The following is a 24,794-nucleotide window of genomic DNA, read 5'->3' as shown; positions in this document are numbered from 1 at the left end:
GGCATGCAAACGGAGGCTGGCATGAGAAGGTTCGCGCGCGCCGGATATCTTGCTCTGGCGTCGTCGTTGTTGATGGGATACGCGGCCGCGCAGCCTGCCAACATAGCTTGCACATCGTCGGCCTCGGCCGCGGGTACGCAGACCTGGCGCTGCGACAACGGCATCACCATCGTTGCGGAAAGTGGCGCCAGATTTGAACTAAAGGACGCCAACCGCGACGGACATATTGACTCCGTTGAGTTGAGCAGCAAAGCCCTGCTGGTCGAAGTGCCCAGGAAGCCGGGCGGCATTCCCTTCAAGGTGCTGACGCCTCAGGCGATTGCCGCGGTGCGCGGCACCAGATGGGCCGTCGACGTCGCTGAGGCCAAGACCTCCGTCTTCGTCGCCGACGGCCGTGTCGGCGTCAGCCGCAGTGCTCGTGGGCGCGGCGTCGTGCTTGGCCCCAGCCAGGGCGTCGACGTGGAAGCGACCGGACCGTTGACGGTGAAACAGTGGGGCCAGCCGCGCATCGACGCTCTCATGGCAAGACTTAGTCAATGAGACTTGGTCAATAAGACCTGGTCAATAGACCTCGGCCCACAGGCCCCGAAGAAAAAGACGATTGCAGTACCGTAATGACGAGACGCGTTCAAATCCTGGTGGCACTCGCCCTCACCGCGCTGTGGGGCGCGGGCATCTTTGCCGCGCACGCTGGCGGCCATCTGCGCTTTCTCGACCGCCTCGAAGCAACGCTGACCGATTGGCGAACCCAGGTCCGCGGGGTGCAGCGTCCGCCCGATCTCGTCACCATCGTCGCGATCGACGACACCGTGGTGAAGCGCGGCGGCAGCTATCCGCTGCCGCGCGCCGATCTCGCCCGCGTCGTCGACACCATCGTGCAGTTCAAGCCGAAGGTCGTCGCGATCGATCTCCTGCTGGTCGACCGCAGCGCTGCGATCGGCGACGCCACGCTGGCAAACACGCTCGCCACCGGGCCCATGGTGCTCGCCGCCGCTGCGATCTTCCCTTCCGCCAGCGAAAACGTGGCGCCCGGCAGCGCAGGTCCCCTCGCCGTGCTGCCGCAAGCCGAACGTTTCCTGCTGCCGCTGCCTGCGTTCGCCGACCACGCCGAGGTCGGCATCGTCAATGTCGCGACGGGCCAATCGGGCTCGCCGCTCTCGGTGCCGATGCTGTTTCGGACCCGCGACAAGGTCGAGCTGTCGTTCCCGTTGCGCGTCGCGACGCGCGCGCTCGACAAGCCGCTGACGATCGCACCTGATCATCTTATGCTCGGCGACCGCGCGGTGCCGACCGATACCGACTTCGCGCTGCCGATCACCTATTACGGTCCCCGCCGCACCATCCGCACCGTGAGCGCGCAGAGCATTTTCGACGGCACGCTCAATCGCGCCGCGATCGAGAACCGGATCGTCGTGATCGGCGCCTCGGTCGCCGGCGGCGGCGACTTCTACCCGACACCGTTCGATTCCCTGATGCCCGGCGTCGAGGTGGTCTCGACCGCGATCACCCATCTCGTTGCCGGCGACGGAATCGTGCGCGACCACAGAGTCCATATCGCCGACGCGCTCGCTGCGATCCTGCTGCCGATGCTGCTGGTCGGCCTGCTGGCCTGGCGGCGCAGCGCGCTCGGCATCATGGCGGCGGCCGCGGTGATGATCGCCTGGGCCGGCCTCAACACGTTCGCGTTCACGCATGGCGTCTGGCTGAATGCGGCAACCACGCTCGCCGCCGCAGTGCCGCCGGTTGCGATCTTTGCTGGTGTGCAGCTGTGGGCCGGAGGCCGCCGCACGCAATATCTCGCCGCCAAGAGCAGGTCTCTCGCACAATTCCAGGCACCGGCGGTGCAGGAATGGCTGGCGCGCGATCCGAATTTCCTGTCCAAGCCGGTCCGGCAAGACGCCGCAATCGTCTTCATCGATCTCTCCGGTTTCACGTCCTTGAGCGAACGGATCGATCCGGACGCGCTTCAGGAGATCCTGCAGGCGTTTCACGCGCGGATCGACAAGGCCGCGGTCGATTGCGGCGGCATGATCACAGGCTTTCTCGGCGACGGCGCCATGATCCTGTTCGGTCTGCCGGCCGCGATGCCCGATGACGCCGCGCGCGCGCTCAAATGCGCGATCGACCTGCATCGCGGTGTCGAACACTGGATCGCCTCGCTGCCGTCAGCGATCGGCGGTCAGCTCGGCTTCAAGATCGGCGCGCATTTCGGCGAGATCGTCGCCTCCCGCCTCGGCGAAACTCACCAGCACATCACGGCGACAGGCGACACAGTCAACGTCGCGAGCCGGCTGATGGAAGTCGCCGTCCGGAACGATGCACGACTCGCCCTCAGCAATACGCTGCTGGATACGGCCGACTTCCACGGCGCTCCCGACGGCGTCCTGTCGGGCCCCCTGCTCGCCCAGGTCCGTGGCCGCTCGGGCGTCGTGACCGTGTGGTTCTGGCGCGACCGGGACGGGCCCAAGCAGGCCGCGGCCAAGGCCGAGGCGATCGACTGAGGCGTCGGCCCCGCCAAACACTCCGTTGTCGTCCCGGCGACGCCGGGACCCATAACCACAGGGAGAAGTTTGGCGAAGACTAGTAGTGAGCAGGTCTTCGCGCGGTACAAGCACCTGCGCTCATCGATAGATCACGCGGTATGGATCCCCGCGTTCGCGGGGATGACAGACAGCTACCTTGCTTCCGGCGGCGGTGAGCGGTCCAGCACGTCGCCCTTGGCGCCCTCCAGCAGATCGAGGCTGTAGGTCTCGACCACGAGCGGGCCGCGCTTGCGCTGCAATTGCGCGACCTGAGTCACCTTCGCAAAGAGGTCGTTGAGGACGGGATGACCGTCCGGGCGCAGCTCGTCGACATAGAGCAGCTTGCCCGCCAGCAACTTCGGATCTGGCTCGCCCATGTTGACCCAGCGGATGCGCTGGTTCTGCTGCACCACGCAGGTGCCGCGGGGCAAGTAGAAGGCGAGCCAGCCCGTGGTGCCGTAATCCTGCGCGAGCACGCAGGTCGCGCCATGGCGCGCGCGCACGGCTTCGATTTCGGCAGCGAGCTCGCGCCAGCCGACGCCGACGCTGCGCACGGTGGCATCACGGCGATATCCGGAGAGCCAGCCGGTGTTGGCTTGCACGATGAGCGCGGCAAACATCACGATGCCGACAGGCGCGGCCCAGCGCAGGCAGAAATCCACCAGGCGCCGCTGTCGCGGCTTCCATTGCACGAGGTTGGCGGCAGCGGCCGCGGCGACGACGAAGGGCGGATAGACCGGCGCGAACCAGTTGGCCTCGACGCGGGCATGCAGCGAATGCCAGACGAAATAGGCGACGATGGTCCAGAACATCGCCTCGATCAGCACGCGCGAGGCCAGCGCGCCGGCCCGGCGCCAGGTCAGCGCGTGCAGACCCATCGCGCCGAGGATGAAGACCAGCGGGGTTGCGAACGCGATCTGGGTCGGGATCAGCTCGGCGATGAAGACGGGTCGGAAGTCCTCGATCTTCGCGCGCCCGAGCTGCTTTGCGAACGAGACCCATTGATGGTCCGCATTCCAGAGGATCACCGGCGAGAACAGCGCCAGCGCGACGAGACCGCCGAGATAGGGCCAGGGCGAGAGAAACCAGCGCCTGAGCTTCGGCACGCAAGCGAGCCAGATCAGGATCCCGGCGCCAAAGAACATCGCCGTGTATTTCGACAGCAGCGCCGCACCGACAGCGGCGCCGACCGCGAGCCACCAGACGCCACGGCCGGTCTCCAGCACTTTTGCGAGGAAGAACAGCACGAAGCTGGATGCGACCAGAAGCGGCGCATCCGGCGTCACGATCAGCGTGCCGACGGAGGCCATCATGGTTACGTTGAGCAGGACCGCGCTGGTCGCCGCCACGCGCGCGCCGCCGAACAGGATCGCAGCGGAGCGGTAGACCGCATAGCTCATCGGCAGTGCGAGCAGGATCGAGACGAGGCGGACGCCGAGCTCGGTATCGCCGGCGATCATGGTGCCGGCGCGGATGACATAGGCGACCATCGGCGGATGGTCGTAATAGCCCCCGGCGAGGTTGTTCGACCACATCCAGTAATAGGCTTCGTCAAAGGTGATCGGCGTGAACGCGGCCGCGACGAGCCGCAGGGCCACCAGCGCCAGAATCAGCAGCGCGGTATTGCGGACGATCCGCGCGTCAGCCCCGCCCATCGTGGGTTATTTCTTGCGCCAGACGAACAGGCCTGACATCGCGTAGTTCCACACCACGCCCATTAGCGCACCGGCCATGCCGGCCAGCCACCAGATCGGCTCCTGGTCGTAGACCGAGAAGGCGACGCCGACATTGGCGAGCAGGCCGACGCTGCACACGATGTAGAAGGCGATCAGGCCGCGCAGCAGCGCAAAACCCCTCAGCCGCTGGTCGCGATAGGTGAGGAAGTTGTTGAGGATGAAATTGCTGGTCATGGCGACGATGGCGCCGGCGGCCTGCGCCTCCGCGAACGGCGCCTTGAACAGCTGAAGCCCGATGAACAGTGTGGTGAGATGCACCACGAGGCCGATGCCGCCGACCATCGCGAACAGGATGAAGCGCAGCGAGACGATGTCGTTGCTCAGCTTGGCCAGCACGAGGCCGAGGAAATCGAGCGCGACCATGGAATCGAGCTTGCTCTCGCCGTGCTGACGGGCGCCGAAAGTGTAGGGAATCTCGACCGCCCGCAAGCCGCCGTGCGCGGTCGCGACGACGTCGAGCAGGATCTTGAAGCCGTGCACGGAGAGCTTCGGCGCGAGCTGCTCGAAACGATCGCGGCGGATCATGAAGAAGCCGCTCATGGGATCGGCGATCTCGACCCGCAGCATCTTCCTGGCGAACTCGGTCGCCAGCGCGCTGGCGCCGGCGCGCTGCTTGTTGAAGCCCTCGCTCTTGTAGCCCTCGATGTAGCGGCTACCGACCACGAGATCGGCCTCGTCGCTTGCGAGCAGCAAAAGCATCTTCGGCAGTTGGGTCTCGTCGTGCTGGAGGTCGGCGTCGATCACGGCCACATAGGGCGCGCTGGACGCCAGGATGCCCTCGATGCAGGCGCCCGAAAGGCCGCGACGGCCGATGCGGCGGATACAGCGCACGCGGCTGTCCTGCTGCGCCAGCGCCCGCACGACGTCCCAGGTGCCATCAGGCGAATTGTCGTCAACGAACACGACTTCCCAGGCGACGTTGGCGAGCACCGCCTCCAGCCGCCGGTACAGCACCGTGACATTGTCGCGCTCGTTGAAGGTCGGGACGATGACCGACAGTTCCGGCCCTTCTAGGGCCTGCAGCGGATTTTCGGAGCCCGGTCTGATCACTTCATTCATGACGGCAGCGTATATCCGCCGCGTCCTGCGCTGCCAAGTTCTGCGCTGCCAGGTTCTTATGCTGCGAAGCTGGGGGTGTCCGGGAAAGGGCCCAAAAGGCGCCCCAAAATGCCAACGACCCCGGAACGGCAGGCCGCGCGTACATCCGGCGCGAGCCCAAGCTATTCCAAGGTCGTTCCAACGCCGGAGTTTTTCGCTCAACGGCGCCGTTAAGGGGTAGATAGGAATGACAAGACGGCTTCGCAAGGGCCGAAAACCACGATTTTCGTGCCTTATTGGTTGGGCACTTCCCGGATGATCGGCCCGCGCGGCGCCGGCGCGGCCGGGGCTGCGGGTGCCGCAGCCGGGGCCGGCTCGACTTTCGCCGGTTTGGGCGGCTTGCCGTACTGGCCAATCGGCCCGAACACGACGGCGACTGCAAGCACGATCGCGGCGACGATCACGCCCAAAATGCCCCCTACCGACTCAGACGCCATGGAAACCCACCCCTGTTCCAGATACGCCCCGTGATATCACGGATGCGCGCGGAGCCGGAAGGGCCCGGGGGCGAATGGCGAGTAGCGAATGGAGAAGGCCGCCTCTTCCCCTATTCGCTATTGGCCATTCGCCACTCCCTCATTTCGCCGGCGGCCTCTGCTTGACGAAGGCCGTCACGATGTCCTTCTGCGCGGCCTCCACTGCCCTGTTCGCTGTCGCGAGATGGGCACCGGCATCGATGTTCGGATATTGCGTGGTGAGATAGTCGAGCAGCGCCACCCGGTAATATTGCCGCTCCGACGGGCAGGCACCCGCGACCGAGCGGCCAAAATCCTGTTCCGTCATTCCCCGATTGCTATCGCGCGAGTATTCCCGCGCCAGGCAATGCCAGTAATCGTCGCGGCCCTGCATGGCGAGCTTCTGCGCGCCCTTCGCATCGTCGTCATCCGCCATGACCGGAGATATCATGGCAGCAGATGTCATCATGACGAGCGCCGCTCCCACCATCAGCATCCGCATCTTTTTCTCCTTTTTCGCAGATCCTGCCGCGACCTTAGACGGGACGCAGCAACTGGCCAATCACAACTGGTTTGACTAGGATGACGGCATCCCCTCCACGTCGATGCGAGATCCTTCCGTGGCCAAAGCAAAAACTGCGTCCAAAAAGTCAGGCAACATCTTCATCGGAATCGGCGGCTGGACCTTCGAGCCGTGGCGCGGCGTGTTCTATCCGGAGAAGCTGACGCAGGCGAAGGAACTGTCCTACGCCGCCTCGAAGCTGACTTCGATCGAGATCAACGGCACTTATTACGGCTCACAGAAGCCGGAGAGCTTTCGCAAATGGGCGAGCGAGGTGCCCGACGGTTTCGTGTTTTCAGTAAAGGGACCGCGATTCGCCACCAACCGCCGGGTGCTGGCGGAAGCCGGCGATTCCATCAAGCGGTTCTATGATTCCGGCGTGCTGGAACTTGGCGACCGTCTCGGGCCGGTGCTGTGGCAGTTCGCGCCGACGAAGAAATTCGACGGCGCCGATTTCGGCAAGTTCCTCGAACTATTGCCACGCAAGCTCGAGGGACGCGCGCTGCGCCACGTCGTCGAGGTCCGACACGACAGTTTCTGCGCGCCGGACTTCGTGGCGCTGATCCGCGAGTTCGAGACGCCCGTCGTGTTCGCCGAGCACGGCAAATATCCAGCCATCGCCGACGTCGCCGGTGATTTCGTTTATGCCCGGCTGCAGAAGGGCAATGACGAGATCAAGACCTGCTACCCGCCCAAGCAGCTCGATGCCTGGGCCGAGCGCCTTCAGGCCTGGGCTTCGGGCGGTGAACCCGACGACCTGCCGAAGGTCGACAAGGCCAAGCCGAAGAAGGAGCCGCGCGACGTGTTCGCCTACGTCATCCACGAGGGCAAGGTGCGCGCACCCGCCGGTGCCATGGAGCTGATCGCAAGGGTGAGCTGAGGTGATCCATGGCAAAGGCGAAGAAGCTGTTCACCATCGGCTATGAGCAGACGCCGCCCAAGGCGGTGCTGGATGAGCTGGTAGAGGCCGGCGTCAAGCTCGTGGTCGACGTGCGCGCGGTGACATCGTCTCGCCGGCCTGGCTTTTCCAAGAAGCAGCTTGCCGCGGGTCTCGACGAGCGCGGCATCGCCTATGTCCACCTCGCCGCGCTCGGCACGCCGAAGGAGGGCCGTCTCGCCGCACGCAGCGGTCAGTACGACGTGCTGGAGAAGATCTTCTCAAAGCACCTGAAGGCGCCCGAGGCCAGGGAAGCGATGGACGAACTCTCGGCGCTGGTGAAGAAGGCCGGCCCGGTGTGCCTGCTCTGCTACGAGCGCGACCACACCCATTGCCACCGCCAAATGATCGCGGAGATCATCGAGGAGCGCGATGGGGTTGCGGTGACGAATCTGGCGGGGCGGCAGGTCTGATCGTCGTGGGCGCCGGTGTCAGCCGTAACCGTCATCCTTGTAAGTCTCGAATCGCTGAGGTGGCCGCTCCTTCAGCGGCCTCGAAGGACGACGGCGTGCCCTGAGGCTGCACCTCGGCCGTGCATCCTTCGAGGCTCGCAAGGGCTCGCACCTCAGAGCCTGACTCAAAACTTTTCGGTTAGGCTCTCGGGACGACGGTGGGACCCAGCACGAGCTTGGAATGACGCCTAGCCCTCCCCCGCCAGCTTGAACGTCCCCTCCATCATCTGCACACAGCTGCCGCCGACATGGGCGGAGACGATCTTGCCGTCCTGCTTGCGCACGCGCGTCGAGAGGATGCTCGGCCGGCCCATGTCAAAACCCTGGCCGACCGTGAGCTTGAGCTCGCCATCGCGCATCGGATCGAGATCAGCGAACAGTGCGGCCGCGGCAACCGTGGCGCTGCCGGTGGCGGGGTCCTCGACGAGACCGCTGGCGCCGCGCATGAACATTCGCGCCTGGCGCTCGCAAGGTGCCTCCGCAGCGGGCACGTCGCGCGTATAGAACCACACTGAGCGGGCGCCATCGCGCGGCAAGAGCTTGCCGTAGGCTGCCGCATCCGGCCGGGCGCGCTTCAGCGCCTCGCGCGAATGCAGCTCTATCACCAGAAACGCGTTTCCGACGGTGACGATCTCAGGCTCGTGATTGTCGGTCTTGATGTCGTCTGCAACGAGCGAGATGCAGCTTGCGGCTTCGGCAGCTGGCAGCCGCGAGAGCCGCTCCAGCGGCTGCGGCGCGGTGAGCTCGGTTCGGATCACCCGGCCCTGCTCTGTCACGATGGCGACCGGTACGAGCCCGGCCTTCTCCTCGAACAGCAGACGTGGCTTCGGCTCCTTCGCCATCGAGGCGAGCACGAAGGCGGTGCCGACGTTGGGATGGCCCGCGAAGGCAATCTCCTGCACCGGCGTGAAGATGCGCACCTCCGCGTCGTTGGCCTTGTCGCGCGGCGGCAGCACAAAGGTGGTCTCGGAATAGTTGAACTCGGTCGCGATCGTCTGCATCTGAGCGGTCGTGAGCCCGCCGGCATCGAGCACCACGGCGAGCTGGTTGCCGCCGAAGGCGCGGTCGGTGAACACGTCGACGGTAACGTAGCGGCGCTGCATCTTCGATCCCTCATGCAAGTCGCGACCGCAACGGGCCGCATCGCGCGGCAGTCTATAGGCCGGCGACATCGCTCGTCATGCCCCAAAATTCGGAGCAATCGGAGCAATCGCGATGACGCGTTGGAGGTTAATCGGCGGCAGCGATTCTCGAAGTCGGGCTGGCGAATTTCGCCAACCCGACATCGTTTGTTGCGATCGTCAATAGGCGTACGGGTAAGTCGTGTTCGGCAGGCAGGGCGGCTGCGTGTAGGGCGCAGAGGCATACGCGCCCTCTGCCGGCGCCCTGACGCAGGAGTCGGACACCGCCTGAGTCACAGCAGCGCGCGGCGTGGCAGCGTGGCGCGTCGTCGCCGCCTGAGCCTGGGTAGCGGCTGCGGCGATCAGGGCGGCGGCAACAAGGGTCAATCGGGTCATTGGCTTTCTCCGGGTGAGAAGTGAAAGTCGAGGCGTTTCGGCTTCCACAATGCAAGACCCGAAAACTAGCAGGGATATTTCATCACGCGCATTCAAGGCAGCGCGACTCCGCTTCAACCAAACGCGACTCGCGCTTGAAGAGCCGTTACCCCAATTGAAACACCGCGACCTTCCGCTCATAGCCGCGCACTTCGACCTCGCCGAGCGCAACAGCATCGTCACCATCGTTGCCTAGCGCCTCGCGCACGGTCTCCGAAATCAGGAGCTGCGAGCCGAACTCCTTGTTCAAAGCCTCCAGCCGCGAGGCGAAGTTCACGGTGTCTCCGATGACGGTATATTCCTTGCGCCGGGGCGAGCCGATATTGCCGGCGACGACCTCGCCGAAATGGATGCCGATGCCGATACGCAGCGGCCAGCTCGTCTGTGCGTTGATGTGGTCCATCGCACTCAGCATCTCGCGGCCCGCGGCAACCGCGCGATGCGCGGCGTCGGAGGCTTCCAGGGGCGCGCCGAACAGCGCGAGAAAGCCATCGCCGAGAAACTTGTTCACGATGCCGCCGTGGCGATCGAGGATGTCGACCAGCACCGCAAAGGCGCCGTCGAGCCGGTCGACTACCTCCTGTGGGGTGCGCGACTGCGCGCCCGCCGTGAAGCCGCGGAAATCGACGAACATCACCGCGACGCGGCGGACGTCACCGCCACCGCTGGTTCCCGCCGCCATCAGCCGCTCCACCACCTGTGGAGAGACGTGCTGGCCGAACAGGTTCGTCACCCGGTCACGCGCGGTCGCAGCCGCGATGCTCGCGGCGAACTGGCGGCGCAGCTGAGCGCCGACCGCGCCCGCCAGCGCGCCACAGATCAGGATGACGATGCTGCGCACAGCGTGGAAATAGATCAGGGGTTCGCCGGCCTCGTCGGCCGCGTTGTAGAGCAGCGCGACGGACAGAAGCCCGGCTGCGGCGACGAAGCCTGTAAACGCAGAGAGCCAAAAGTCGAGCCGCAAGGTCGAGAGGATGACGAAAATGAAGTACATCAGCGGAACGGCGAAACCGAGAGCCTGGCTCGCGCCCATGGTCCGGGTTTGCAGAATCAGGATCACCGTGGGCAGCGACGTCTCGATCAGCGTGCCGATATAGCGCCGGATCACCGGCAGGTCGCGATCGAGCCGGAGATTCTTCCTGATCTGGGTGTGGACCCAAACCTCGAACAGGATGAAGCCGCCGAGCAGGCCGTAGACCTCGACAAGCCCTTCCGTTCCGCGCCACACCCGGTTCACCACACTGGGGTCGATCAAATAGATCGCGGTGAGCAGCACCATCATGACGCAGCCCGTCATGATCAGCGCCCGCACCCGGAGCAGCTCGGTGCGCAGCACTTCGCGTGTCAGCTCGCGCTCGAAATCCTCCGATAGCACGGCGTGCTGCCGTGTCCTCCTGCTGGCAAATCTGACCATTCCCGCCCCTCGATTCCGGGGCATTGTGCCTCAATCCAGCGTGCGGCGGAAGCGCGTCACGGCGATGGTCATGGCAAGCGCCATCAGGATCGCCAGCGCCAGGGCGTCGAAATGCAGATTCTGCATGGTCGCGCCCTTCAGCATGATGGCGCGGACGATGCGAAGGTAATGCGTCAGGGGCAGGCATTCGCCGAGATATTGCGCCCAGGTCGGCATCCCCGCGAAGGGAAACATGAATCCGGACAGCAGAATGCTTGGCAGGAAGAACATCATCGACATCTGCATGGCCTGGAGCTGGTTCTGCACCACCGTCGAGATGGTGTAGCCGATCGACAGGTTGGTGGTGATGAACAGCGTCGAGAGCAGCGCCAGCAGGAACAGATTGCCGAGCACGGGGACGCCGAACAGACCGACGCCGATCCCGATGATGAGGAATGCCTGCACGAAGCCGACCAGCACGTAAGGCACGATCTTGCCGAACATCACCTCGACCGGCTTGATCGGCATCGACAGCAGGCTCTCCATGGTGCCGCGCTCGACCTCGCGCGTGACCGACAGCGCGGTAAAGATCAGCATGGTCATGGTGAGGATGGTGCCGACCAGGCCCGGCACGATGTTGAGGCTGGAGGCCGCGGCCGGATTATAGCGGGCATGCGCACGGATCTCGAACGGCATCTCCGGGGGATCGCCGATGTAGAGATCGTGCTTGAGCGCGGTCTGCACGATCATGCCGAGCGAGCCGATCGCCGAGCTCGCCGCCACCGGATCGGTCGCATCGGCCGCGACCAGCAGCGCCGGCCTGTCGCCACGCCGTACCGCCCGCTCGAAGCCGCGCGGGATCTCGACACCGAACAGCACCTTGCCGGATTTCAGGAGGTTGTCGAAATCGTCGACGTCGTGCACCTCATAGAGGAAGCGGAAATAGGCAGTGTTCTCCAGCGCCTTCAGGATCGAGCGGGCGAGATCGGAATCCTCCTGGAGCAGCACCGCGCTCGGCAGATGGCGCGGCGTGGTGTTGATGGCATAGCCGAACAGCATGAGCTGCATCACCGGCAGCATCACGATCATCGCGAACGAGACGCGGTCGCGCCTCAGCTGAATGAACTCCTTGATCAGCATCGCATAGGAGCGCCGCAGGAAGCCGAAGCGCTCGCGGGTCTCGTGGCCTGGGGCCGGACGATCGACAGCACTCATTGGAAATTGTCCTTGGAGCGCCCCATCAGCTCGATGAATACGTCTTCCAGCGACGGCGACGATTTGTGCCAGTGCAAGCCATCTCTTTCGCGCCATGGCGCGACGCTGGCTTCGAGCGCGGCGACGTCGCGCCCCGACACGTGCAGCGAGGTGCCGAACGGCGCCACCATGTCGATCCCGGCCTTGCCGGTGAGCTCGGCCGCGAGCCCGTTGAGGTCCTCGCCCGTTACGGTGTAAGTCGTCAGCGCGGATTTCGCGATCACCTCCTCCACCGTGCCGTGGGTCAGCAGATGGCCGTATGCGATGTAGGCGATCTCGTGACAGCGCTCGGCCTCGTCCATGTAGTGGGTCGAGACCAGGACGGTGAGGCCCTCGGCGGCCAGCGCGTGGATCTCGTTCCAGAAGTCGCGCCGCGCCTTGGGATCGACGCCGGCGGTGGGCTCGTCCAGCAGCAGCAATTGCGGATTGGGCAGCGTGCAGGCCCCCAGCGCCAAGCGCTGCTTCCAGCCGCCCGAGAGTTCGCCCGCAAGCTGCTCCTCGCGCCCGGAGAGCCCGAGCCGCTTGATCATGTCGCGCGCGGCGCCGCGCGCATCGGCCAGACCATAGAGCCGCGCCACGAATTCGAGATTCTCGCGCACGGAGAGATCCTGATAAAGGCTGAAGCGCTGGGTCATGTAGCCGACCTGGCGCTTGATCTTTTCGGCATCGCGGCGGATGTCGTAGCCGAGACACGTGCCCTCGCCGCTATCGGGGGTGAGGAGGCCGCAGAGGATACGGATGGTCGTGGTCTTGCCCGAGCCGTTGGGCCCGAGGAAGCCATAGATCGAGCCGCGCTTCACCTGCATCGACAGATCGTGCACGACCTCGCGGCCGCCAAACGATTTGGTCAGGCCCTTGACGTCGATCGCGATGCCGTTGCCACCGTTCATCGCTTGTCCGCCACCGGGGTCTTGGGATTGAGATAGACGTCGATCGGCTGTCCGACCCGCAGCGCGTCGGGGCGCGACGGCCGCGCCTGGATCAGATAGACCAGCTTGTTGCGCTCATCGAGGCTGTAGATGACAGGCGGGGTGTATTCGGCCGAGGTCGCAATAAAGTAGATCTTTGCGGTGAGGTCGGCCGCGCAGTTGTCGCACGAGATGCGCACCGTGTCGCCGATCGCGAGCTTCGGCAACTCGGTCTCCGGCACGAAGAAGCGCAGCTTCATGTTACCGGGCGGCATGATCGAGAGCACCGGCCGCTGCGCCGCCACCATCTCGCCCTCGCGGAAATAGATCTGCTGGATGGTGCCGGCAACCGGCGCAAAGCCCTTACGCCGCGCCATCCGCGTCTCCGAGGTCGCCACCCGCGCCTCCGCGACGCGCAAGGCGGACACGGCGGAATCGAGATTGGCCTGCGTGCCCGAACCGGTCTTGTTCAACGAGGCCGCGCGGTCATAGGTCTGCTGCGCGTTGGCGAGCGTCGCCTTCTGCTGGTTGAGGTCGGCAAGCTGGAGATCGTCATCGACGGAATAGAGGTGATCGCCGACCTTGACCTCGTCGCCTTCGCGGACGTTCAGCTTGGTGACCCGCCCGGCTTCGTCGGGGCTGACGAAGATCATGTCGGCCTCGACCCAGCCCTGGAAACCGGGATCGCGCTTTTCCTGGCAGCCGGCGAGCGAGGCTGCGAGCGCCATCACCAATGCAATGCTGAAAATTGTTTGCGACGACCTCATGTCGTCCTCCGTTCGCCAAAAATCAAATCGAGATGAACGCGAAGCATGTCCTGTGCATCGAGCGGCGCGTGCCGCGCAAACAGGCTCTGCCAGATCACCGCGATCATCGCCGGCGCGACCAGGATCTGCGGATAGCGCGCGAGGTCCTTCTCGCGGATCTCGCCGCGGGCGATGCCGAGCTCGATCAGGGCGCGCATGGCGGCGATCCCGCGCGAGACGACCTCACGGTAGTAGAAATCGGCGACGGCCGGAAAGCGCGGCCCCTCCGCCACGATCAGCCGCACCAGATCGCCACGCCTGGTGCCGATGACCTCTTTCAGGAAATTGCTGGCAAACGCCTCGATGAGGTCGCGCACCGAGCCAGTCGGCGGCGGCAGCGCGGTCAGCCGAGCCACGACAGGAACGATCACGATGCGCACCAGCTCCTCGAACATTGATTCCTTGTCCTTGAAGTGCAGGTAGATCGTGCCCTTGGCGACGCCGGCGCGTTTGGCAATGTCGTCGAGTCGCGTTGCGGCGAAACCGCGGGCGATGAACTCCTCCATCGCGGCCTCCACGATCGCCGCGCGCCGCTCCTGCGCGCGCGCAGCGCGATTCGATGCAGGCACCTCTCCGCGGGCTGACGCAGGCTCTGCGCTCAGGGCCGACTTGTTGGCGAGCTTGGTCGACTTCTTCATCATCAGATATATATGACTGACCAGTCAGTCACAGTCAATACCGCGATAGAAGTAGAAGAATTAGCATTGACTAATGAATTAGCCTCTACTAATTGAATGTCATGATCGAAACTGCTCCAAACCCCGTCACCACCGTAATGCGTGCCCTCGCCGACCCGACGCGCCGAGCGGTGTTCGAGCGCGTGTTCGAGAGCAAGGAGATCAGCGTCGCCGAACTGACGCGCGGCAGCGGCGTGACCCAGGGCGCGATCTCGCAGCACCTGAAGTCCCTGAAGCAGGCCGGACTCGTCGCCGAGCGCGCCGAGGGCCGCAACGTCTATTACCGCGCCGCACCGCAAGGGCTCGAACCGCTGGTCACCTGGATGGACCATTACGGCGTGTTCTGGCGCGAGCGCTTCCAGAACCTGCGTGACCTCTTGAAGGAGATCGATCCGTGAGTGCTGCTTCCAAAGCTCAAGCCCAACACCAGACCAAAGACATCGTCATCGACGAGGTCTTCCCTCACGCCGTCGCGACGATCTGGAAGGCGCTGACCAGCGCACAGTTGATTGCGCGCTGGCTGATGCCGCCGACCGGTTTCGAGGCCGTCGAAGGCAACACCTTCACGTTCAAGACCAACCCGGCCGGCGCGTGGGATGGCACGATCCGTTGCCGCGTTCTGGAGGTCGTGCCGAACCAACGCTTCGCCTTTGCCTGGAAGGGTGGCGACGAGGGTAACACCGGTTACGGCTCGGCGCTCGACACCGTCGTCACCTGGTCCCTCACGCCGGTCGAAGCCGGGACGCGCGTGCGCGTGGTGCATTCGGGCTTCGTGACGCCGACGAACGACACCGCTTATCGCAACATGAGCGACGGCTGGGTCAAGGTGCTGCAGCGGCTCGATGCCATCTCCGGCGAAGACAAGTAAGGAAGCATCGCAATGGACAAGCCCTACACCGGCGGCTGCGCCTGCGGCGCGATCCGCTATTCGATTGTCGGCGAGCCCCTGTTCAGCAATCACTGCCAGTGCCGCGACTGCCAGCGCGAAAGCGGCAGTGCACATGGCTCATACGCGACGTTCGCGCGTGCCGGCGTCACGCTAACCGGCGAGGCGAAGCATTGGGACATGGTCGCCGACAGCGGCAATGTGAAGACGCGCGGTTTCTGCACGCAATGCGGCGTGCCTGTGTACATGACCTTCGCGGCACAGCCCGACGTCCTCACAATTCGCGCTGCGAGCCTCGACGAGCCTGCCCGCTACAAGCCGCAGGCGGTCACTTTCGCCGCGCGCGGCCATGGCTGGGATCGCCTCGATCCCAGCCTGGTCAAGTTCGAGGGCATGCCGCCTGGATGAGACGCTAGCCGAAATCCAGCACCATGCGGCCGTCGATCTTGCCGGCCTTCATCCGCTCGAAGACGTCGTTGATTTGCGCAAGCGGCACCTTCGTCACTTCGGCCTTCACCTTGCCGTCCGCAGCGAATGCGACGGCTTCGTCGAGATCGCGCCGCGTGCCGACGATGGAGCCGCGCACCGTGATGCGCTTGAGGACGACGTCGAAGATCGGCGTCGGGAATTCGCCCGGCGGCAGGCCGACGAGGCTGACGGTGCCCTTCCGGCGCACCATCTTCAGCGCCTGAGCGAACGCGGCGGTCGAGACAGCCGTCACCAGCACGCCGTGAGCCCCGCCGCCGGTTGCCGCACGAACTTTGTCGACCGCGCCATCCGCGAGTGCGTTGACCGCGAGATCTGCGCCGGTTTCGCGCGCAAGCTCGAGCTTGTCCTCGGCGATGTCGACCGCGGCAACTTTCAGCCCCATCGCCTTGGCGTATTGGATTGCGACGTGACCAAGCCCGCCAACGCCTGAGATCACCACCCACTCGCCGGGCCTGGCCTCCGTCTCCTTCAATCCCTTGTAGGTGGTGACGCCCGCGCACAGGATCGGCGCGATGGCGGCAAAATCGACCGTCGCCGGCAGCTTTGCGGCGAAGGCGGCCGAGGCAATGACATATTCGGCGAAGCCGCCGTTGACGCTGTAGCCGGTATTGTGCTGGTGCTCGCACAGGGTCTCCCAGCCGGTCTCGCAATATTCGCAGGACATGCAGGCATCGTGCAGCCAGGCGACGCCGACGGCATCCCCCACTTTCAAATTCTTCACACCGGGCCCGAGTGCAGCGACGGTGCCGGCAGCCTCGTGGCCGGGAATGAACGGAGGAACCGGCTTCACCGGCCAGTCACCCGAGGCTGCATGCAGATCGGTATGACAGACGCCGCAGGCCTTCACCTTGACCAGAATCTCGCCGGGACCGGGCTGCGGCACCGGCACGTCCTCGATCACGAGCGGCTTGCCGAATTGCTTGACGATTGCGGCTTTCATGGTCGGCATCTGCTGCTCCTCTGCGCTTTGCGAAGCAGAATAGCGATGCCGTCCGGTGCTCCTTTGACGGGGGTCAAACAGCACAAAGTTTGCGCAAGCCGTCCCTCATCATGGCACCACCAAGACGCCGCGGGGAATGTCGACGTGTCAGCTATGGAACTTGAGGCCGTCGAGGATCTTGTCGATCACCTTGCGCTCGGCGCGCATGGCGATGCCGACGAGATTGAGATCGTTGCGCGCGACCACCCTCACCGCCTCACGGTTAGCGGCATCGTGCGTGGTGCTGAACATGTCCTCGGTATAGACCGCCGGCTTGACGTTGCGCGTGAGCGCACGGTCCAGCGCGCGCGACAACGCCGGACCATCGGCGCCATAGATCAGGATCGGCTGACCGATCAGCGCATGATATTTCGTGCCCGAGGCGTCCTCATAGGCTTCGCCGATGCATTCGGGAAAGGCCGCAGCGATGCCGCTGGTGAGGAAGGACGCAACGTTGAGCTTCTGCCAGGCCTGAAGATCGGTGCGGATCACGACCGCGATCTTGGTGTCGAATTGCATGTGGTTCCTTCGATTGTCATTCCGGGCTCGATGCTACGCATCGCCCCGGAATGACAGCAAGAGGAATCAGCGCTCGACGAAATCAACCCTTGGCATCGCAGGCCCAGGCGCGGATCACGCATTCCTTGCCGCCGTATTTGTAGCATTCGCGCGTGGCGGCGTTGAGCGAGGCCGAAATCTTCGGCTTGACGGCGTAGCCATAAGCGCCGCAAGGGTTGGTCATATCGACCGACATCGCGGCGCAGGCGCGCTTCATCGTCACCGTCGTGCAATCGCCCTTGCACTGCTTCTGCGCCGCGGCACGCGCCTCGTGCTCGTGGCCGTAATCAAAGGCCTGGCCATAAGCGCCGCATTTGCCGACTGCAATCGCGCCGGCGGCATGGGCTTCGGTGACATAGCGGGCGCCCGTGACGGCAACTGACAAGACAAAGCAAAACATCGCGCAACGGCGCGCGACGACGTTCGAAGCCATGGAAAATCCCCTCCCCCCAAGGCAGGTGGAGGCAACTCTAAGCGCCGGTCGTTTCCAGATGGTGAACGGGTGGTTGAAATCGAAGAGTTGAGAGGTCCCGTAGGGCGGATTAGCGAAGCGTAATCCGCCTCAATTGTTTGCGCGGGGAAACACAGTGGCGGATTACGCCTTCGGCTAATCCGCCCTACGGCACCTTCATCCCCGTCTTGCCGCTTCAAGCGCCTGCGGCGTGTCGATGTCGAGGAAGGCGCTCTCGCCGTCCACCGGCACCTCGGCAACCGCCTCCGTGTGCTTGGCGATCAGGTGGCGCGCGCCGACGTCGCCATCGAGCGTCATCAGCTCCTTGAAGAAGCGGCGCGACCACAGCACGGGATTGCCGCGGCGGCCCTCGCTGACGGGCACGACGATGAGATTGCCACGGTCGGGCGCAAAGCCGTCGATGAGACGGTCGATCAGGCCGGCATCGATCAGCGGCATGTCGCCGAGACACACCACGGCGCCATCACAGCTTTCCGGCACGGCCGCGATGCCGGCCTTGACCGAGCTGGCGATGCCGCCTGCGAAGTCCGGATTCTTGACGAACCGCACCTTCAGGCCCTGCAACGCCTGCTCGACCAGCTCGGTCTGGTGGCCAGTGACCACGATCACCTCGGATGCCTTGGACGCCAGCGCCTGCTCGGTCGCGATCCGCACCAGCTTCTTGCCGTCGAGTTCGGCGAGCAGCTTGTTCGGCCCGCCCATCCGGGTCGAACGGCCCGCAGCGAGCACGATGGCGGCGACCTGGCTATTGCCCTCGGTCTCGGGCTGTGCGCGTGGCTGCGGCCGCGTCACGATCTCCATCAGCAGGCCGCCGACGCCCATGCCCATGAGTTCGGACCGCGTCACCTTGATGCCGGCGAGAAGCCGCATCAAGACCCAATCAAAACCGTTCTCGACCGGCGAGCGCGCACAGCCCGGTGCGCCCAGCACCGGAACGTCGCCGGCCCGCGCGATCAGCAAGAGATTGCCGGGATCGACCGGCATGCCGAAATGCTCGATCTCGCCGCCGATCCTGGTGACCGCCGCCGGAATCACGTCGCGGCGATCGGCGATCGCGGAGGCCCCGAACACGATGACGAGCTCGGCACCGAGGCCGAGCAACTCCTTGATCGCGGCTGACAGGGCAGCTTCGTCGTGCTGGACCCGCCGCTCGGCGATGATGCTGGCACCGGCGGGTGCCAACCGTTCGGCCGTGACGCGCAGCGTCTTGTCGATCACCTTGGATGACAAGCCCGGCAGCAGCGTCGAGACCACGCCGACGCGCTGGATCACGTAAGGCGCGATCTTCAGCACGTCCTTGCCTGCGGCCTTCACCGCGGCATCGCGCAAACTTCCTTCGACGCCGAACGGGATGATCTTGACCGTGCCGACCATCTCGCCCTCGACCACCGGCTTGTAGGCGGTGAGCGTCGCAAAGGTGATGGCCTCGTCGATGTTGTTGATGCGGTCGACCGCGGCGCGGTCGATCACCAGAACGCCCGGACGTGCGGCGAACAGATTGGCGCGGCCGGTGAAGGCGCGTTCGACATGAATGCCCTCGCCGCCGACGGCCAGCGCGATGCCGGCGGCCGCAACGTCCTCGGAGACGTCGCCCGCCTCCATGCGCACCACGACGATGTCCTTGATGCCGGCCCGCGTGAGCTGCTCGACCTCGGCAGGCCCGATCGTCGTGCCCTTCTTCAGCACCAGCGGTCCCTGGCGCAGGGTGTGGACGGTCACCCCGCCGATGGCATCCTCAGGGCTCGCCGGGCCGAACTTCATGCCGCTTCTTCTTTTTCCTTGGGAGGCAGGCGGAGCACCGCCGTGATCTCCGCCATGATCGACACCGCGATCTCGGACGGGGAGACCGCGCCGATCGCAAGGCCAATAGGCGCGTGAATGCGCGCGATGTCGCTTTCCTTGGCGCCCTGCGCCCGCAGCCGGTCGCCGCGCTTGGCGTGCGTCTTCCGCGAACCGAGCGCGCCGATATAGAAGCAGCCGCGCTCGAAGGCGTGCAGCAGCGCCGGGTCGTCGATCTTGGGATCGTGCGTCACCGCGACGAAGGCGGTGTAGGCATCGACATTGAGCGGCGGCAGAGCCGTGTCCGGCCATTCGGCCACCAGCGGAACGTCGGGAAAGCGCTCGGGGCTGGCGAACGCCGTTCGCGGATCCACGACGGTCACGTCGTAGCCGAGCGAGCGCGCCAGCGGCGCCAAGGCCTGGCTGATATGGACCGCGCCGACGATGACGAGTTTTGCTGTCGGGGCGTAGACGTTGAGGAACAGCTTTTTGCCGCCGGCCTCGACATTGGCGCTCTTGCCCATGCGGAGTTGCTTGTCGAGTTCGGCGCGTAACGGATCTTTTGCAAAATCCTTCGCCTTCACCAGGCGCTGCTCGCCGCTCTCGGTGTCGGTCACCAGGATCACCGGCCGGCGCGCGGCCCGCTCGGCATTGAGTTCATGCAGGATCTCGAGCTTCACGGCTAACCGACCTTCTCGACGAAGACGCGAATGGTACCGCCGCACGACAGCCCGACGTTCCAGGCGGTCTCATCCGCGACGCCGAACTCCAGCATCCTCGGCTTGCCGCTCTGGATCACGTCCATGGCCTCGGTGACCACGGCGCCCTCGACGCAGCCGCCGGAGACCGAGCCCAGGAATGTACCCTCGTCGTTGATGACGAGGCTGGAGCCCGCCGGGCGCGGCGCCGAGCCCCAGGTCTCCACCACGGTGGCGAGCGCGACGCCACGGCCCGCCTTTTGCCAGTCCTCCGCCGCCTTAAGAATATCCTCGTCGCGATCGAGCATCGGGTGCCTCTCAAGCTGCGGAGCGGATCAGGCTGCGGTGATGCGGCGGCAGCGGCCGGGAGAGCGTCGTGATCAGCTCCTGGATCGAACTCAAATTATGTACCGGGCGGAATTCGTCAACGTGCGGGAGCATCATTTTGATGCCTTGGGCCTTGGCCTCGAAGCCGCCGAACCGCAGCAGCGGGTTGAGCCAGATCAGCCGCCGGCACGAGCGGTGCAGCCGGTCCATCTCGAAGGCGAGCCTGGAATCAGCCTCCCGCTCCAGCCCGTCGGAGATCAGGAGCACGATGGCGCCCTGGCTCAACACGCGCCGCGCCCACAATTTGTTGAAGTTGTGCAGCGAGGCCGAGATCCGCGTGCCGCCGGCCCAGTCCTCGACCGAGGCCGAGCAGCTCGCCAGCGCCTCGTCGGGATCGCGCTGGCGCAGCGCGCGGGTCACGTTGGTCAGCCGGGTGCCGAACAGGAACACCGAGACGCGCTTGCGCGCATCGCCGATGGCATGGAGGAAATGCAGGAACAGGCGGGTGTACTCGTTCATCGAGCCCGAGATATCGAGCAACGCCACGATCGGCGCCGGCTTCTCGATCCGCCCAAGGCGATGGATGTCGATGATGTCGCCGCCGGTGCGCAAGGAGGCGCGCAGCGTGCGGCGGAGGTCAAGGCGAAGCCCGCGCGCATCAGGCCGCTGCCGGCGCGTCAGAAGCTCGGCCTGCGGCAGATGCATCCGCTCGACCGCACGCAGCGCCTCGCTGATCTCGGCGGCGCTCATCTGCGCAAAATCCTTCTTCTGAAGGATCTCCCTGTCGGACACCGACAGGCGCAGATCCTGCTCCTGGTGCTGCGGCGTCTCGGTCATGCGCGGCTGCGACATCGCCTCCTGCACGCGGCGGGAGCCCGCCTGCGGCTTCTTCTTGGCCTCGTCCGGCAGCGGCACCGAATCCAGCATGTGCTTCCACTCTTCCGAGGCGCGGAAGAACAGGTTGAAGGCCTGCTTGAAGATCAGCGCGTGCTCATGGCGCTTGACGAAGATCGCCTCCAGCGTGGTGAAGACGTCGGCGCGGTTGCCGATGTCGATCACCTGGAGCGCGCTCATGGCGTCGATGACAGCGCCCGGCCCGACCGGCATGCCCGCAGAGCGCAGCGCGCGGGCGAAGCCGACGATGTTGTCGGCGAATTGCTCGGTCTGCTCGGGCGCCAGGTGGTTGATGGCCATGGTCTATCCTCGCTCCGTCATTCCGGGGCGTCGCGCAGCGACGAACCCGGAATCCAGAGATTGCAGCGCGAGATTCTCAGGTGCGCAATTGCGCACCGGAGTTCGCGCTGACGCGCGCCCCCGGAATGACGAACTCAAATGACGCGCGTCAATTCTCGCTCGTCGCTTCCTTCAGCACCTTCTGCAGGGTATCGCCCTGCATCCGGGTAATGTCGTCCTGGTACTTGAGCAGCGCGCCCAGCGTGTCGCCGACCACTTGCGGGGTCAGCGAGCGGGCATCTAACTCCGACAGCGCGGTGGCCCAGTCGATGGTCTCGGCGACGCCCGGCGACTTGTAGAAGTCCTGGTTGCGCAAAGCCTGCACGAAGCGCACGACCTGCTGCGACAGCTTTGCGGAGATGCCGGGCACGCGCGACTTGACGATCGCGAGCTCGCGCTCGGCGGCGGGATAATCGACCCAGTGATAGAGACAGCGTCGCTTCAGCGCGTCGTGGATCTCGCGGGTGCGGTTGGAGGTGATGATGACGATCGGCGCGGCGGGCGCCTTGACGGTGCCGAATTCGGGGATCGTCACCTGGAAGTCGCTGAGGATTTCGAGCAGGTACGCCTCGAACGCCTCGTCGGCCCGGTCGAGCTCGTCGATCAGCAGCACCGGTGGTCCCGCAACGTCGGGCTCCAGCGCCTGGAGCAGCGGCCGCTTGATCATGTAGCGGTCGGCGAAGATGTCGCTCGAGAGCTGGTCGCGATCGGTGTCGCCGGCGGCTTCCGCCATCCGGATCGCGATCATCTGGGCGGCGCTGTTCCACTCATAGACCGCGGAGGAGACGTCGAGGCCTTCGTAGCACTGCAGGCGGATCAGCTTCCGGCCGAGCGCTGCGGACAAGACTTTGGCGATCTCGGTCTTGCCGACGCCCGCCTCGCCTTCCAGGAACAGCGGCCGGCCCATCCGCAGCGAGAGATAAGTCACCGTCGCCAGCGACCGCTCCGCGAGATAGCCGCGCGACGTCAGGAGTTCGAGCATCGCATCGACCGATGCCGGCAAGGCCCCGGAAGTATTGGCCGCTGAAGTCATGAAAAAGCCAGTCTCGCTACGCCCTCACCGGGACAAGTTTGGCCGAGGCGTGAGGTTCACTCACTCCTTGGCATTGGCGGCATCGAGGGCACGCCGCGTCAGCACGCCGATGAGGTGCGCACGGTATTCGGCGCTGCCGTGGATATCGCTGTTGAGGCCCTCGGCCGGCACCTCGATGCCGTCAAGCGCCTTCGCGGCGAAGCGCTTCTTGAGGGCTTCCTCGAACGCAGTGACGCGGAACACGCCTTCGGAGCCAGCGCCGGTGACGGCAACCCGCACGTCGGACGGACGCCGTGCCACGAACACGCCGACCAGCGCATAGCGCGAGGCCTGGTTGCGGAACTTGATGTAGGCCGCCTTCTTCGGCAGCGGGAACATCACCTTGGTGATGATCTCGTCGGCTTCCAGCGCGGTCGAGAACAGGCCCTGGAAATACTCTTCGGCCTTGAGGCGCCGCTTGTTGGTAACGATGGTCGCGCCCAGTGCGAGCACGGCGGCCGGATAGTCCGCGGTCGGGTCGTTGTTGGCGAGCGAGCCGCCGATCGTGCCCTTGTGACGTACGGCGGGATCACCGATTCCGCCGGCAAGATTCGCGAGCGCCGGGATCGCCTCGCCGACGACCGCGGAGGTCGCGACCTCGGCGTGCTTGGCGGTGGCGCCGATCACCAGCGAACGGCCCTTCATCTCGATCGTATTGAGCCCCTCGATATGGGAGAGGTCGACAAGGTGCGGGGGACTGGCGAGGCGCTGCTTCATGACGGGAATCAGCGTGTGGCCGCCGGCGATCACCTTGGCGTCTTCGTTCTTCACCAGGAGGTTGGCGGCCTGCCGAACGGTCCCGGGGCGATGATATTTGAATTCGTACATCTGAATGTCCTGATCGCGGGATGCGCGTTACGCGAGGTCGGATTTCGCCATCGCCTTGGCGCCGGCGGAGATCGAGGCGACGATGTTCTGGTAGCCGGTGCAGCGGCAGAGATTGCCTTCTAGTTCTTCCCGGATCGTATGGTCGTCGAGCTCGTTGCCCTTGCGGTGCACGATGTCGATCGCGGTCATGATCATGCCCGGCGTGCAGAAGCCGCATTGCAGGCCATGGTGCTCGCGGAAGGCCTCCTGCATCGGATGCAGCGGCGCGCCGTCTGCGGCCAGCCCCTCGATCGTTTTAACCTCGTGGCCGTCGGCCATCACCGCAAGCGTGGTGCAGGATTTCACGGCCTTGCCGTCGACATGCACGACGCAGGCGCCGCACTGCGAGGTGTCGCAGCCGACATGGGTGCCGGTCAGGCGCAGATTCTCGCGCAGAAACTGCACCAGGAGGGTGCGGGGATCGACGTTGGCGGTGACTGGATTGCCGTTCACAATGAGGGAGATTTTTGCCATAAGCACTCTCTATCAGCGCCCCGACGGGTCCCGTCGAAGCGGTTCTTATAATTATTCCAACCCATCATATGGGCCATTATGCCCCGGGGCAACATCGCCCGGGACGCAAGGTGCCATGCCGAAGGCGATGACCTTCAGCCCTGTACCGCCTTGGCGAAGTTCGCGAAAAATTCGTCGGCGAGTTTCTTGGCGGCGCCGTTGATGAGGCGCTGGCCGAGCTGCGCCAACTTGCCGCCGATCTGCGCCTCGACATCGTAGGACAGCAGCGTGCCGCCGTCCTTCTCCGCCAGCTTGACCACCGCGCCACCCTTGGCGAAGCCGGCGACCCCGCCCTCGCCCTCGCCCGAGATCTTGTAGCCGTTCGGCGGGTCGAGATCGGAGAGTGTGACCTTGCCCTTGAAGCGTGCCGACACCGGGCCGACCTTCATTTTCGCCGTAGCGCGAAAGCCGCCGTCCTCGGTCCTCTCGAGCTCCTCGCAGCCGGGGATGCAGGCCTTCAGCACCTCGGGATCGTTGAGCTTGGCCCACACGGCCTCACGGGACGCCGCAAGCTGGACTTCGCCGTTCATCGTCATGGCCATGAGGGTGCCTCCCGGATCGCGTA

At 65.1% G+C, this 24,794-nt stretch carries 30 protein-coding genes; 8 read left to right on the top strand and 22 right to left on the bottom strand.

All coding sequences use genetic code 11. From position 1 onward, the window contains the following. The first annotated feature begins 21 nt into the window (after nt 1–21). Together GGD66_RS36975 and GGD66_RS36970 are read left to right on the top strand one after the other, a co-directional pair. A complete protein-coding gene (locus GGD66_RS36975) occupies nt 22–540 on the top strand; it encodes a FecR domain-containing protein (protein ID WP_183261586.1) in 519 nt (172 codons plus the stop codon). A 74-nt stretch (nt 541–614) separates the two neighbouring features. Further along, the gene (locus tag GGD66_RS36970; protein ID WP_183261585.1) at nt 615–2,501 is read left to right on the top strand and encodes a CHASE2 domain-containing protein; all 1,887 of its coding nucleotides are present in this window, start codon (nt 615–617) and stop codon (nt 2,499–2,501) included. A gap of 173 nt (nt 2,502–2,674) precedes the next feature. On the opposite strand, the gene GGD66_RS36965 is transcribed toward GGD66_RS36970, so the two are convergent. The 4 genes from GGD66_RS36965 to GGD66_RS36950 all read right to left on the bottom strand — a co-directional run bounded on the left by GGD66_RS36965 (nt 2,675) and on the right by GGD66_RS36950 (nt 6,313). Beyond that, nucleotides 2,675–4,177, bottom strand: coding sequence for a glycosyltransferase family 39 protein (locus GGD66_RS36965; protein WP_183261584.1), 1,503 nt, complete (start codon nt 4,175–4,177; stop codon nt 2,675–2,677). A gap of 6 nt (nt 4,178–4,183) precedes the next feature. Next, the gene (locus GGD66_RS36960; protein WP_092259170.1) at nt 4,184–5,317 is read right to left on the bottom strand and encodes a glycosyltransferase family 2 protein; all 1,134 of its coding nucleotides are present in this window, start codon (nt 5,315–5,317) and stop codon (nt 4,184–4,186) included. A gap of 272 nt (nt 5,318–5,589) precedes the next feature. Next, nucleotides 5,590–5,793, bottom strand: a complete 204-nt coding sequence (locus GGD66_RS36955; RefSeq protein WP_092259169.1) for a hypothetical protein — start codon at nt 5,791–5,793, stop codon at nt 5,590–5,592. A 139-nt stretch (nt 5,794–5,932) separates the two neighbouring features. After that, entirely contained in the window at nt 5,933–6,313 is a 381-nt protein-coding gene (locus tag GGD66_RS36950; protein ID WP_092259166.1) for a hypothetical protein, read from the bottom strand. On the opposite strand from GGD66_RS36950, the gene GGD66_RS42115 reads away from it, so the two are divergent. The 3 genes from GGD66_RS42115 to GGD66_RS36940 are packed head-to-tail and all read left to right on the top strand — an operon-like array spanning nt 6,261 to nt 7,723. Next, nucleotides 6,261–6,392, top strand: coding sequence for a hypothetical protein (locus tag GGD66_RS42115; RefSeq protein ID WP_256375077.1), 132 nt, complete (start codon nt 6,261–6,263; stop codon nt 6,390–6,392). The genes GGD66_RS36950 and GGD66_RS42115 overlap by 53 nt on opposite strands. A 24-nt stretch (nt 6,393–6,416) precedes the next feature. After that, complete coding sequence (locus GGD66_RS36945) at nt 6,417–7,253, top strand: DUF72 domain-containing protein (RefSeq protein WP_179734226.1); 837 nt, start codon at nt 6,417–6,419, stop codon at nt 7,251–7,253. Between the two features lie 8 nt (nt 7,254–7,261). Next, nucleotides 7,262–7,723, top strand: coding sequence for a DUF488 family protein (locus GGD66_RS36940; protein ID WP_183261583.1), 462 nt, complete (start codon nt 7,262–7,264; stop codon nt 7,721–7,723). Nucleotides 7,724–7,950: 227 nt separating this feature from the next. Here the strand turns inward: GGD66_RS36940 and GGD66_RS36935 are convergent, their stop codons facing one another. The 7 genes from GGD66_RS36935 to GGD66_RS36905 form a co-directional block, all read right to left on the bottom strand. Next, nucleotides 7,951–8,865 (bottom strand): PhzF family phenazine biosynthesis protein, encoded by a 915-nt coding sequence (locus GGD66_RS36935; protein WP_183261582.1) that lies wholly within the window; start codon nt 8,863–8,865, stop codon nt 7,951–7,953. A 198-nt stretch (nt 8,866–9,063) separates the two neighbouring features. Beyond that, nucleotides 9,064–9,279 (bottom strand): hypothetical protein, encoded by a 216-nt coding sequence (locus tag GGD66_RS36930; RefSeq protein ID WP_183261581.1) that lies wholly within the window; start codon nt 9,277–9,279, stop codon nt 9,064–9,066. A 145-nt stretch (nt 9,280–9,424) separates the two neighbouring features. Then, complete coding sequence (locus tag GGD66_RS36925) at nt 9,425–10,732, bottom strand: adenylate/guanylate cyclase domain-containing protein (RefSeq protein WP_183261580.1); 1,308 nt, start codon at nt 10,730–10,732, stop codon at nt 9,425–9,427. 30 nt (nt 10,733–10,762) lie between these two features. Next, entirely contained in the window at nt 10,763–11,926 is a 1,164-nt protein-coding gene (locus GGD66_RS36920; protein ID WP_092259154.1) for an ABC transporter permease, read from the bottom strand. After that, complete coding sequence (locus tag GGD66_RS36915; RefSeq protein WP_018316515.1) at nt 11,923–12,855, bottom strand: ABC transporter ATP-binding protein; 933 nt, start codon at nt 12,853–12,855, stop codon at nt 11,923–11,925. The genes GGD66_RS36920 and GGD66_RS36915 overlap by 4 nt, the downstream gene beginning before the upstream one ends. Further along, nucleotides 12,852–13,640 (bottom strand): HlyD family secretion protein, encoded by a 789-nt coding sequence (locus GGD66_RS36910; RefSeq protein WP_018316516.1) that lies wholly within the window; start codon nt 13,638–13,640, stop codon nt 12,852–12,854. Before GGD66_RS36910 ends, GGD66_RS36915 begins: the two co-directional genes overlap by 4 nt. After that, nucleotides 13,637–14,320, bottom strand: coding sequence for a TetR/AcrR family transcriptional regulator (locus tag GGD66_RS36905; protein ID WP_018316517.1), 684 nt, complete (start codon nt 14,318–14,320; stop codon nt 13,637–13,639). The genes GGD66_RS36910 and GGD66_RS36905 overlap by 4 nt, the downstream gene beginning before the upstream one ends. 98 nt (nt 14,321–14,418) lie before the next feature. On the opposite strand from GGD66_RS36905, the gene GGD66_RS36900 reads away from it, so the two are divergent. From GGD66_RS36900 to GGD66_RS36890, 3 genes are read left to right on the top strand one after another with little or no spacing between them, the layout of a single operon-like run. Continuing rightward, nucleotides 14,419–14,754, top strand: a complete 336-nt coding sequence (locus GGD66_RS36900; RefSeq protein ID WP_092259151.1) for a helix-turn-helix transcriptional regulator — start codon at nt 14,419–14,421, stop codon at nt 14,752–14,754. After that, nucleotides 14,751–15,224: an SRPBCC domain-containing protein gene (locus GGD66_RS36895; RefSeq protein WP_018316519.1), complete on the top strand. Its 474-nt coding sequence runs from the start codon at nt 14,751–14,753 to the stop codon at nt 15,222–15,224. Before GGD66_RS36900 ends, GGD66_RS36895 begins: the two co-directional genes overlap by 4 nt. 12 nt (nt 15,225–15,236) lie before the next feature. Further along, entirely contained in the window at nt 15,237–15,650 is a 414-nt protein-coding gene (locus tag GGD66_RS36890; protein ID WP_183261577.1) for a GFA family protein, read from the top strand. A 4-nt stretch (nt 15,651–15,654) separates the two neighbouring features. On the opposite strand, the gene adhP is transcribed toward GGD66_RS36890, so the two are convergent. From adhP to GGD66_RS36835, 11 genes are all read right to left on the bottom strand, one after another. After that, complete coding sequence (gene adhP, locus GGD66_RS36885; RefSeq protein WP_183261574.1) at nt 15,655–16,680, bottom strand: alcohol dehydrogenase AdhP; 1,026 nt, start codon at nt 16,678–16,680, stop codon at nt 15,655–15,657. A gap of 138 nt (nt 16,681–16,818) precedes the next feature. Next, nucleotides 16,819–17,229, bottom strand: a complete 411-nt coding sequence (locus GGD66_RS36880) for a DUF2000 family protein (protein WP_092259142.1) — start codon at nt 17,227–17,229, stop codon at nt 16,819–16,821. An 82-nt stretch (nt 17,230–17,311) separates the two neighbouring features. Then, nucleotides 17,312–17,701 carry a DUF4189 domain-containing protein gene (locus GGD66_RS36875; protein WP_018316523.1) on the bottom strand — a complete coding sequence of 130 codons (390 nt, stop codon included), beginning with the start codon at nt 17,699–17,701 and terminating at the stop codon, nt 17,312–17,314. 195 nt (nt 17,702–17,896) lie between these two features. Beyond that, nucleotides 17,897–19,501: an NTP transferase domain-containing protein gene (locus GGD66_RS36870; protein ID WP_183261572.1), complete on the bottom strand. Its 1,605-nt coding sequence runs from the start codon at nt 19,499–19,501 to the stop codon at nt 17,897–17,899. Beyond that, nucleotides 19,498–20,199: an XdhC family protein gene (locus GGD66_RS36865; protein WP_028142905.1), complete on the bottom strand. Its 702-nt coding sequence runs from the start codon at nt 20,197–20,199 to the stop codon at nt 19,498–19,500. The genes GGD66_RS36870 and GGD66_RS36865 overlap by 4 nt, the downstream gene beginning before the upstream one ends. A gap of 2 nt (nt 20,200–20,201) precedes the next feature. After that, complete coding sequence (locus GGD66_RS36860; protein WP_007602422.1) at nt 20,202–20,525, bottom strand: XdhC family protein; 324 nt, start codon at nt 20,523–20,525, stop codon at nt 20,202–20,204. A 10-nt stretch (nt 20,526–20,535) separates the two neighbouring features. After that, a complete protein-coding gene (locus GGD66_RS36855) occupies nt 20,536–21,738 on the bottom strand; it encodes a VWA domain-containing protein (RefSeq protein ID WP_179734212.1) in 1,203 nt (400 codons plus the stop codon). 148 nt (nt 21,739–21,886) lie between these two features. After that, nucleotides 21,887–22,810, bottom strand: coding sequence for a MoxR family ATPase (locus GGD66_RS36850; protein WP_018316527.1), 924 nt, complete (start codon nt 22,808–22,810; stop codon nt 21,887–21,889). A gap of 60 nt (nt 22,811–22,870) precedes the next feature. Beyond that, entirely contained in the window at nt 22,871–23,677 is an 807-nt protein-coding gene (locus GGD66_RS36845) for a xanthine dehydrogenase family protein subunit M (RefSeq protein ID WP_018316528.1), read from the bottom strand. A gap of 27 nt (nt 23,678–23,704) precedes the next feature. After that, entirely contained in the window at nt 23,705–24,190 is a 486-nt protein-coding gene (locus GGD66_RS36840) for a (2Fe-2S)-binding protein (protein ID WP_026201687.1), read from the bottom strand. A gap of 134 nt (nt 24,191–24,324) precedes the next feature. Next, the gene (locus tag GGD66_RS36835; protein WP_092259130.1) at nt 24,325–24,771 is read right to left on the bottom strand and encodes a carbon monoxide dehydrogenase subunit G; all 447 of its coding nucleotides are present in this window, start codon (nt 24,769–24,771) and stop codon (nt 24,325–24,327) included. Nucleotides 24,772–24,794: the final 23 nt, after the last annotated feature.

Origin of the sequence: Bradyrhizobium sp. CIR48 (assembly GCF_014198315.1) — a bacterium.
In the GTDB taxonomy this organism is placed as follows: domain Bacteria; phylum Pseudomonadota; class Alphaproteobacteria; order Rhizobiales; family Xanthobacteraceae; genus Bradyrhizobium.
This window is presented reverse-complemented; position numbering and strand designations above follow the sequence as displayed.

Bases quoted from the DNA above. Each gene is read 5' to 3' on its own strand.
- GGD66_RS36975 (WP_183261586.1), top strand. From the start codon at position 22: ATGAGAAGGTTCGCGCGCGCCGGATATCTTGCTCTGGCGTCGTCGTTG.
- GGD66_RS36970 (WP_183261585.1), top strand. From the start codon at position 615: ATGACGAGACGCGTTCAAATCCTGGTGGCACTCGCCCTCACCGCGCTG.
- GGD66_RS36965 (WP_183261584.1), bottom strand. From the start codon at position 4,177: ATGGGCGGGGCTGACGCGCGGATCGTCCGCAATACCGCGCTGCTGATT.
- GGD66_RS36960 (WP_092259170.1), bottom strand. From the start codon at position 5,317: ATGAATGAAGTGATCAGACCGGGCTCCGAAAATCCGCTGCAGGCCCTA.
- GGD66_RS36955 (WP_092259169.1), bottom strand. From the start codon at position 5,793: ATGGCGTCTGAGTCGGTAGGGGGCATTTTGGGCGTGATCGTCGCCGCG.
- GGD66_RS42115 (WP_256375077.1), top strand. From the start codon at position 6,261: ATGGCAGCAGATGTCATCATGACGAGCGCCGCTCCCACCATCAGCATC.
- GGD66_RS36950 (WP_092259166.1), bottom strand. From the start codon at position 6,313: ATGCGGATGCTGATGGTGGGAGCGGCGCTCGTCATGATGACATCTGCT.
- GGD66_RS36945 (WP_179734226.1), top strand. From the start codon at position 6,417: ATGCGAGATCCTTCCGTGGCCAAAGCAAAAACTGCGTCCAAAAAGTCA.
- GGD66_RS36940 (WP_183261583.1), top strand. From the start codon at position 7,262: ATGGCAAAGGCGAAGAAGCTGTTCACCATCGGCTATGAGCAGACGCCG.
- GGD66_RS36935 (WP_183261582.1), bottom strand. From the start codon at position 8,865: ATGCAGCGCCGCTACGTTACCGTCGACGTGTTCACCGACCGCGCCTTC.
- GGD66_RS36930 (WP_183261581.1), bottom strand. From the start codon at position 9,279: ATGACCCGATTGACCCTTGTTGCCGCCGCCCTGATCGCCGCAGCCGCT.
- GGD66_RS36925 (WP_183261580.1), bottom strand. From the start codon at position 10,732: ATGGTCAGATTTGCCAGCAGGAGGACACGGCAGCACGCCGTGCTATCG.
- GGD66_RS36920 (WP_092259154.1), bottom strand. From the start codon at position 11,926: ATGAGTGCTGTCGATCGTCCGGCCCCAGGCCACGAGACCCGCGAGCGC.
- GGD66_RS36915 (WP_018316515.1), bottom strand. From the start codon at position 12,855: ATGAACGGTGGCAACGGCATCGCGATCGACGTCAAGGGCCTGACCAAA.
- GGD66_RS36910 (WP_018316516.1), bottom strand. From the start codon at position 13,640: ATGAGGTCGTCGCAAACAATTTTCAGCATTGCATTGGTGATGGCGCTC.
- GGD66_RS36905 (WP_018316517.1), bottom strand. From the start codon at position 14,320: ATGATGAAGAAGTCGACCAAGCTCGCCAACAAGTCGGCCCTGAGCGCA.
- GGD66_RS36900 (WP_092259151.1), top strand. From the start codon at position 14,419: ATGATCGAAACTGCTCCAAACCCCGTCACCACCGTAATGCGTGCCCTC.
- GGD66_RS36890 (WP_183261577.1), top strand. From the start codon at position 15,237: ATGGACAAGCCCTACACCGGCGGCTGCGCCTGCGGCGCGATCCGCTAT.
- adhP (WP_183261574.1), bottom strand. From the start codon at position 16,680: ATGCCGACCATGAAAGCCGCAATCGTCAAGCAATTCGGCAAGCCGCTC.
- GGD66_RS36880 (WP_092259142.1), bottom strand. From the start codon at position 17,229: ATGCAATTCGACACCAAGATCGCGGTCGTGATCCGCACCGATCTTCAG.
- GGD66_RS36875 (WP_018316523.1), bottom strand. From the start codon at position 17,701: ATGGCTTCGAACGTCGTCGCGCGCCGTTGCGCGATGTTTTGCTTTGTC.
- GGD66_RS36870 (WP_183261572.1), bottom strand. From the start codon at position 19,501: ATGAAGTTCGGCCCGGCGAGCCCTGAGGATGCCATCGGCGGGGTGACC.
- GGD66_RS36860 (WP_007602422.1), bottom strand. From the start codon at position 20,525: ATGCTCGATCGCGACGAGGATATTCTTAAGGCGGCGGAGGACTGGCAA.
- GGD66_RS36855 (WP_179734212.1), bottom strand. From the start codon at position 21,738: ATGGCCATCAACCACCTGGCGCCCGAGCAGACCGAGCAATTCGCCGAC.
- GGD66_RS36850 (WP_018316527.1), bottom strand. From the start codon at position 22,810: ATGACTTCAGCGGCCAATACTTCCGGGGCCTTGCCGGCATCGGTCGAT.
- GGD66_RS36845 (WP_018316528.1), bottom strand. From the start codon at position 23,677: ATGTACGAATTCAAATATCATCGCCCCGGGACCGTTCGGCAGGCCGCC.
- GGD66_RS36840 (WP_026201687.1), bottom strand. From the start codon at position 24,190: ATGGCAAAAATCTCCCTCATTGTGAACGGCAATCCAGTCACCGCCAAC.
- GGD66_RS36835 (WP_092259130.1), bottom strand. From the start codon at position 24,771: ATGGCCATGACGATGAACGGCGAAGTCCAGCTTGCGGCGTCCCGTGAG.